Below are 6,272 nucleotides of genomic sequence, written 5' to 3'. Positions count from 1 at the left end.
GCTAAAGAGAGTATTATTCTGCTTAAGAAAGATATTACGCAGTGGGGGATGATTAAACTTGCGGATGGCACAGGGGACTGCCCATACCTCACTGAAGATAGTCTGTGCCAGGTACAAAAAACGCTGGGAGCCCAGGCGCTAAGTCCGACCTGTCAGACATTCCCGCGTGTTGAGCGCACTTATAAAAATGATGTGAGAAAATCGCTAAATTTATCCTGCCCTGAGGTTGTTAGTATTGTATTAACAGACCCTAATGCGATGATGTTAAATGAAAAAAGCATCGTTAAGCCGCAGGCTAATGTTAAACCCGCGCTTACACCACAACAAAAGTTGTTGAATCTTTTTTGTTTAAGTCTTGTTGATCAGGCTGGGCGTGATATCAACGCCGGACTTTATGCGCTGATTAAATTTGCGCTATTTATCGAGAAATTTAAGGCGGTTGATAATACTGCGTTGGCAGAGATTGAACCCGTTTATCATGCGCTGCTGACTCAACTTCAATCGGGCGAGTTAAGAAAAGAGTTGTCAGATTTCTCGGCGGATCGAAATATCAAATTATCCTTAGTGCTTTTGTTGCAGGACTATTTTCGCAGTAACTCAGGGAGCAGATCGAGTGGTGTGCTGAATTATTATATTCAGTGTTTACTGAGAACGTTAACTCAGGACGATATGCAGTCTGTAGATGAGGGGATCGCCAGACTAGAGGCGACCTGGCAGAAGGTTTACGAGCAACAGGATGAGACTGGATTCGATCTTAAAAATCTTATTTTGTATAAAATTTGGGAAAACAACTTCCCGAATCAAAAGAATGTAGACCCGTTACGATCCTTATATATGATAGGCGTTGAATACTACTTTATCAAAATGTTGATCGCCGCAAGTGCCTATGAGAGAACATATCTGGAGAAGGAAGATGCGATCAATATCGTCTACAGCTTCCATTCCCTGAGCCAGCATAATCCGATCGTGCATGAGAACTTCCACAAGCACATCGAGACCGTCAGAACGGGTGATGACCTGTCGATGATTCATCTCTTGACATAATTTTACCAGGGATGCGTGAAAGCGCATCCCTGGCACGTTAACCATTTGATTTATGGTTGATTATTTTCTCCGCGAAATAACCCCATAACCTACATAAGTGAAATAACCCTTCTTTTATAGCCTTATTCCTCCGATAGAACCCCCTGCAGAAACGGATAATCATGCCGATAACTCATTTAACGCAGGGCTGTTTATCGTGAATTCACTGTATACCGCTGAAGGTGTAATGGATAAACACTCGCTGTGGCAGCGTTATGTACCGTTGGTGCGTCACGAAGCATTGCGCCTTCAGGTGCGCTTGCCGGCGAGCGTGGAACTGGATGACCTGCTACAAGCGGGCGGCATCGGGTTATTGAATGCAGTTGACCGATATGACGCTTTGCAAGGAACGGCATTTACCACTTACGCAGTGCAGCGTATTCGTGGGGCTATGCTGGATGAACTACGCAGCCGGGACTGGGTGCCGCGTAGTGTTCGGCGCAATGCCCGCGAAGTGGCACAGGCGATGGGACAACTGGAGCAGGAATTAGGGCGCAACGCGACGGAAACTGAAGTGGCGGAGCGTCTGGGGATCCCTGTACAAGAGTATCGTCAGATGTTGCTTGATACCAATAACAGCCAACTCTTCTCATACGACGAGTGGCGGGAAGAGCATGGCGATAGTATTGAGCTGGTGACAGAAGAACATCAGCAAGAAAACCCGTTACAACAGCTTCTTGAGGGGAACCTCCGTCAGCGCGTGATGGATGCTATTGATGCATTGCCGGAGCGCGAGAAGCTGGTATTGACGCTGTACTATCAGGAAGAGCTGAATCTGAAAGAGATTGGTGCTGTTCTGGAAGTGGGCGAATCACGGGTCAGTCAGTTGCACAGCCAGGCTATCAAACGTCTACGCACCAAGCTGGGTAAGCTATAAGGGGTAATCTTTGCCCCTGAACAATGCCGCATAACGTATTGACTACCAGGAGTTCTCATGACGGTGCAGCAATCAAAAAGACGGCCACTAAGCCGCTACCTCAAAGATTTCAAACACAGCCAGACGCATTGCGCCCATTGCTTTAAGTTGCTCGACAGGATCACGCTGGTTCGTCGCGGGCAGATTGTGAATAAGATAGCCATCTCCCGCCTGGACACGTTGCTTGATGATGCTGAATGGGCGCAAGAGAAAAAAGAGTGGGTGGCGTTGTGCCGTTTCTGCGGTGATTTGCATTGCAAAGAGCAAAGCGACTTCTTTGACATTATCGGCTTTAAACAATTTTTGTTTGAGCAAACCGAAATGAGCCACGGTACGGTGCGCGAATATGTTGTTCGCCTGCGTCGGCTTGGCAATCATCTGACCGAACAAAAAATTTCCCACGACCTGCTGCAGGAAGGGTTCCTCGACGAAAACCTCGCTCCGTGGCTGCCAGAAACCAGCACCAATAACTACCGCATTGCGCTACGTAAGTATGAGCAGTTTAAAGCCCATACACATATGGGGCATATGCAGAAATCCGCCTGGACAGCCAGTTCTGATATATATTAAAAACGAATAAGGTGTAACAGAGTCGTGTTTGTGAATTACGGCGAACGTTCTACACTACGCTCATACACACGTCATCCTTCAAGCTGTCTCTGCGTTGGCGCCCCAGTTACTTACTTTAGTAAGCTCCTGGGGACTTACTCGCTTGCCGCCTTGATGCAACTCGAATGATTTTGTGGATAAATAGCAGTCACTAATGACAATATTCGGGGTAACTATGAAATTAGCACTTCTGGGACGTCAGGCGCTGATGGGTGTAATGGCTGTTGCACTTGTCGCGGGTATGAGCGCAAAAACATTTGCGGACGAAGGTCTGCTAAATAAAGTGAAAGAGCGCGGCACGCTGCTGGTGGGGCTGGAAGGGACTTATCCCCCGTTTAGTTTCCAGGGTGACGACGGCAAACTGACCGGTTTTGAAGTGGAATTTGCCGAGGAGCTGGCTAAACATCTGGGTGTGAAAGCCTCGCTCAAGCCGACCAAATGGGACGGTATGCTGGCGTCGTTAGATTCCAAACGTATCGATGTGGTGATAAACCAGGTAACCATTTCTGACGAACGTAAGAAGAAATACGATTTCTCTACCCCATATACGGTTTCTGGTATCCAGGCGCTGGTGAAGAAAGGTAACGAAGGCGTGATTAAGACCGCCGCGGACCTGAAAGGTAAAAAAGTCGGTGTTGGTCTGGGGACCAACTACGAAGAGTGGCTGCGTCAGAACGTGCAGGGCGTAGATATTCGTACCTATGATGATGACCCGACCAAATACCAGGATCTGCGCGTAGGCCGTATCGATGCCATTCTGGTTGACCGTCTGGCCGCGTTGGATCTGGTGAAGAAAACCAAAGACACACTGGCCGTGACCGGTGAAGCTTTCTCCCGCCAGGAATCTGGTGTGGCGCTGCGTAAAGGCAATGAAGATCTGCTGAAAGCTGTGGATGCCGCCATTGCCGAGATGCAAAAAGACGGTACGCTGAAAGCCCTGTCCGAAAAATGGTTTGGAGCGGATGTGACGAAATAATCATCATTCGGATAAAAAAGGCGCCTTTAACAGCGCCTTTTTTTATTCCATTGCGCCTGAACGTGCATAATAAAAAGAACATCACAACAACTTCTACTCTCAGGCTTTTGGGCTGCTTGTCGCCCACAGGATGATGAGTAAACACCGGAGGCTCTATGCCACTGCATAACTTAACGCGCTTTCCCCGTCTGGAATTTATTGGTGCGCCAACGCCGCTCGAATATCTCCCGCGTTTCTCTGATTATCTCGGTCGCGATATTTTTATTAAACGTGATGACGTCACGCCGATGGCGATGGGCGGCAATAAACTGCGCAAACTGGAATTCCTGGCGGCGGATGCACTGCGTGAAGGCGCAGACACACTGATCACCGCAGGGGCTATCCAGTCGAACCACGTGCGTCAGACGGCGGCGGTCGCGGCGAAGCTGGGGCTTCACTGTGTGGCGCTGTTGGAAAACCCGATCGGCACGACTGCGGAAAATTACCTCAGTAACGGTAACCGCCTGCTGCTCGATCTGTTCAATACCCAGATTGAAATGTGTGATGCGCTGACCGATCCGAATGCGCAGCTTCAGGAACTGGCGACGCGGATTGAAGCGCAGGGGTTCCGCCCGTATGTGATCCCGGTTGGCGGTTCTAACGCGTTGGGCGCATTGGGTTATGTCGAAAGCGCGCTGGAAATTGCTCAGCAGTGTGAAGGTGCCGTAGAACTGTCATCCGTCGTGGTGGCGTCGGGCAGCGCAGGAACGCACGCCGGGTTGGCAGTAGGGCTGGAACAATTGATGCCGAATGTTGAGCTTATCGGTGTCACCGTTTCACGCAGCGTTGCTGACCAAAAACCAAAAGTCGTTGCGCTTCAGCAGGCGATTGCCAGTGAGCTGGAACTGACCGCGGCGGCAGATATTTTACTGTGGGATGATTATTTTGCGCCGGGTTACGGTACGCCAAATGAAGAAGGCATGGAGGCAGTAAAACTGTTGGCACGTCTGGAAGGCATCTTGTTGGACCCGGTGTATACCGGTAAAGCGATGGCAGGCCTGATTGACGGTATCAGCCAGAAACGCTTTAAAGATGAAGGGCCAATCCTCTTTATTCATACCGGTGGGGCACCTGCGTTATTTGCCTACCATCCACATGTATGACAACCAGGTAGAAAAATACTAATGCAAGAAAGTATCCAACTGGTCATTGATTCGCTGCCGTATCTGCTGAAAGGGGCGGTATTTACGCTCCAACTGAGTATAGGCGGGATGTTTTTTGGCCTGGTGCTGGGGTTCATCCTGGCGCTAATGCGTTTGTCATCACTGTTACCTGTGCGCTGGCTGGCGCGCTTTTATATCTCTATCTTTCGCGGCACACCGTTAATTGCCCAGCTGTTTATGATCTACTATGGTCTGCCGCAGTTTGGTATTGAGCTGGACCCGATCCCGGCTGCAATGATCGGTCTGTCGCTGAATACCGCGGCTTACGCGGCAGAAACGCTGCGTGCGGCCATCTCCTCCATTGACAAAGGGCAGTGGGAAGCCGGGGCGAGTATCGGTATGACACCGTGGCAGACGATGCGCAGGGCGATTCTCCCACAGGCGGCACGCGTGGCATTGCCGCCGCTGAGCAACAGTTTTATCAGTCTGGTGAAAGACACCTCACTGGCCGCGACCATCCAGGTACCGGAACTGTTCCGCCAGGCGCAGCTGATTACTTCACGTACGCTTGAGGTGTTTACCATGTATCTGGCGGCCTCGCTGATTTACTGGGTCATGGCGACGGTGCTTTCTGCGCTGCAGAACTATTTTGAAGAACAGCTCAACCGCCAGGAGAGAGATCCGAAATGAGTGCTATTGAAGTCAGAAACCTGGTGAAAAAATTTCACGGGCAAACGGTACTGCACGGCATTGATCTGGACGTTAAGCCTGGTGAAGTTGTGGCGATTATTGGGCCGAGCGGTTCAGGCAAAACTACGTTGCTGCGCAGTATTAATTTGCTGGAACAACCAGAGGCGGGCACCATCAAGGTCGGAGACATTACCATTGATACCGCACGTTCCTTAAGCCAGCAGAAAGGACTGATTCGCCAGTTGCGCCAGCATGTGGGGTTTGTGTTCCAGAACTTTAATTTATTTCCACATCGCACAGTACTGGAAAACATTATTGAAGGTCCGGTCATTGTGAAGGGAGAACCGAAGGCGGAAGCGACAGCGCGCGCGCGTGAACTTCTGACAAAGGTTGGGCTTGCGGGTAAAGAGAGCAGCTATCCACGGCGGTTATCCGGCGGTCAGCAGCAGCGTGTCGCCATTGCCCGGGCGCTGGCTATGCGTCCGGAAGTGATTCTTTTTGATGAACCTACCTCCGCACTTGACCCTGAACTGGTTGGCGAAGTACTTAATACAATTCGTCAGCTGGCGCAGGAAAAACGCACCATGGTCATTGTGACACATGAAATGAGCTTTGCGCGTGACGTTGCTGACCGGGCGATATTTATGGATCAGGGCAAGATAGTGGAGCAGGGGCCTGCAAAATCCTTATTTACTCATCCGCAGCAACCGCGAACCCGTCAGTTTCTTGAAAAGTTCCTGATGCAATAAAAGGTTAGAGAGCACTCATCGAAATAGTTTTTTGGTGAGTGCTCATTGCATAACTATTTATAATTACTGCTTTATTATTATTGCTTCATCCTGCCAGCATTGTGGGC

Annotated in this window: 7 protein-coding genes; all 7 read left to right on the top strand. The window is 50.0% G+C overall.

Annotated features, from left to right (window positions below):
• Nucleotides 1-1,044, top strand: a 1,044-nt coding sequence (gene fliB, locus NNN64_RS22215; protein ID WP_271442798.1) for a flagellin lysine-N-methylase, incomplete at its 5' end; no start/stop codon positions are given.
• 196 nt (nucleotides 1,045-1,240) lie between these two features.
• Entirely contained in the window at nucleotides 1,241-1,960 is a 720-nt protein-coding gene (gene fliA / locus NNN64_RS22210) for an RNA polymerase sigma factor FliA (RefSeq protein WP_005127740.1), read from the top strand.
• A 57-nt stretch (nucleotides 1,961-2,017) separates the two neighbouring features.
• Nucleotides 2,018-2,569, top strand: coding sequence for a flagella biosynthesis regulatory protein FliZ (gene fliZ / locus NNN64_RS22205; protein WP_040232441.1), 552 nt, complete (start codon nucleotides 2,018-2,020; stop codon nucleotides 2,567-2,569).
• 214 nt (nucleotides 2,570-2,783) lie between these two features.
• Nucleotides 2,784-3,584, top strand: a complete 801-nt coding sequence (gene tcyJ, locus NNN64_RS22200) for a cystine ABC transporter substrate-binding protein (RefSeq protein WP_119174357.1) — start codon at nucleotides 2,784-2,786, stop codon at nucleotides 3,582-3,584.
• A 155-nt stretch (nucleotides 3,585-3,739) separates the two neighbouring features.
• Entirely contained in the window at nucleotides 3,740-4,726 is a 987-nt protein-coding gene (dcyD, locus tag NNN64_RS22195; protein ID WP_115643231.1) for a D-cysteine desulfhydrase, read from the top strand.
• 21 nt (nucleotides 4,727-4,747) lie between these two features.
• Complete coding sequence (tcyL, locus tag NNN64_RS22190) at nucleotides 4,748-5,416, top strand: cystine ABC transporter permease (protein ID WP_061068102.1); 669 nt, start codon at nucleotides 4,748-4,750, stop codon at nucleotides 5,414-5,416.
• Nucleotides 5,413-6,165: an L-cystine ABC transporter ATP-binding protein TcyN gene (gene tcyN / locus NNN64_RS22185; protein ID WP_271442797.1), complete on the top strand. Its 753-nt coding sequence runs from the start codon at nucleotides 5,413-5,415 to the stop codon at nucleotides 6,163-6,165. The genes tcyL and tcyN overlap by 4 nt, the downstream gene beginning before the upstream one ends.
• The last annotated feature ends 107 nt before the right edge of the window (nucleotides 6,166-6,272 follow it).

It is taken from the genome of Citrobacter sp. Igbk 14, assembly GCF_028069825.1.
GTDB lineage: Bacteria > Pseudomonadota > Gammaproteobacteria > Enterobacterales > Enterobacteriaceae > Citrobacter.
The sequence above is the reverse complement of the archived record's forward strand: the minus strand, read 5'-3'. Positions and strand labels throughout refer to the sequence as shown.

Excerpts from the sequence above, each read along its gene's own strand:
- fliZ (WP_040232441.1), top strand. The coding sequence starts at position 2,018 with ATGACGGTGCAGCAATCAAAAAGACGGCCACTAAGCCGCTACCTCAAA.
- tcyJ (WP_119174357.1), top strand. The coding sequence starts at position 2,784 with ATGAAATTAGCACTTCTGGGACGTCAGGCGCTGATGGGTGTAATGGCT.
- dcyD (WP_115643231.1), top strand. The coding sequence starts at position 3,740 with ATGCCACTGCATAACTTAACGCGCTTTCCCCGTCTGGAATTTATTGGT.
- tcyL (WP_061068102.1), top strand. The coding sequence starts at position 4,748 with ATGCAAGAAAGTATCCAACTGGTCATTGATTCGCTGCCGTATCTGCTG.
- tcyN (WP_271442797.1), top strand. The coding sequence starts at position 5,413 with ATGAGTGCTATTGAAGTCAGAAACCTGGTGAAAAAATTTCACGGGCAA.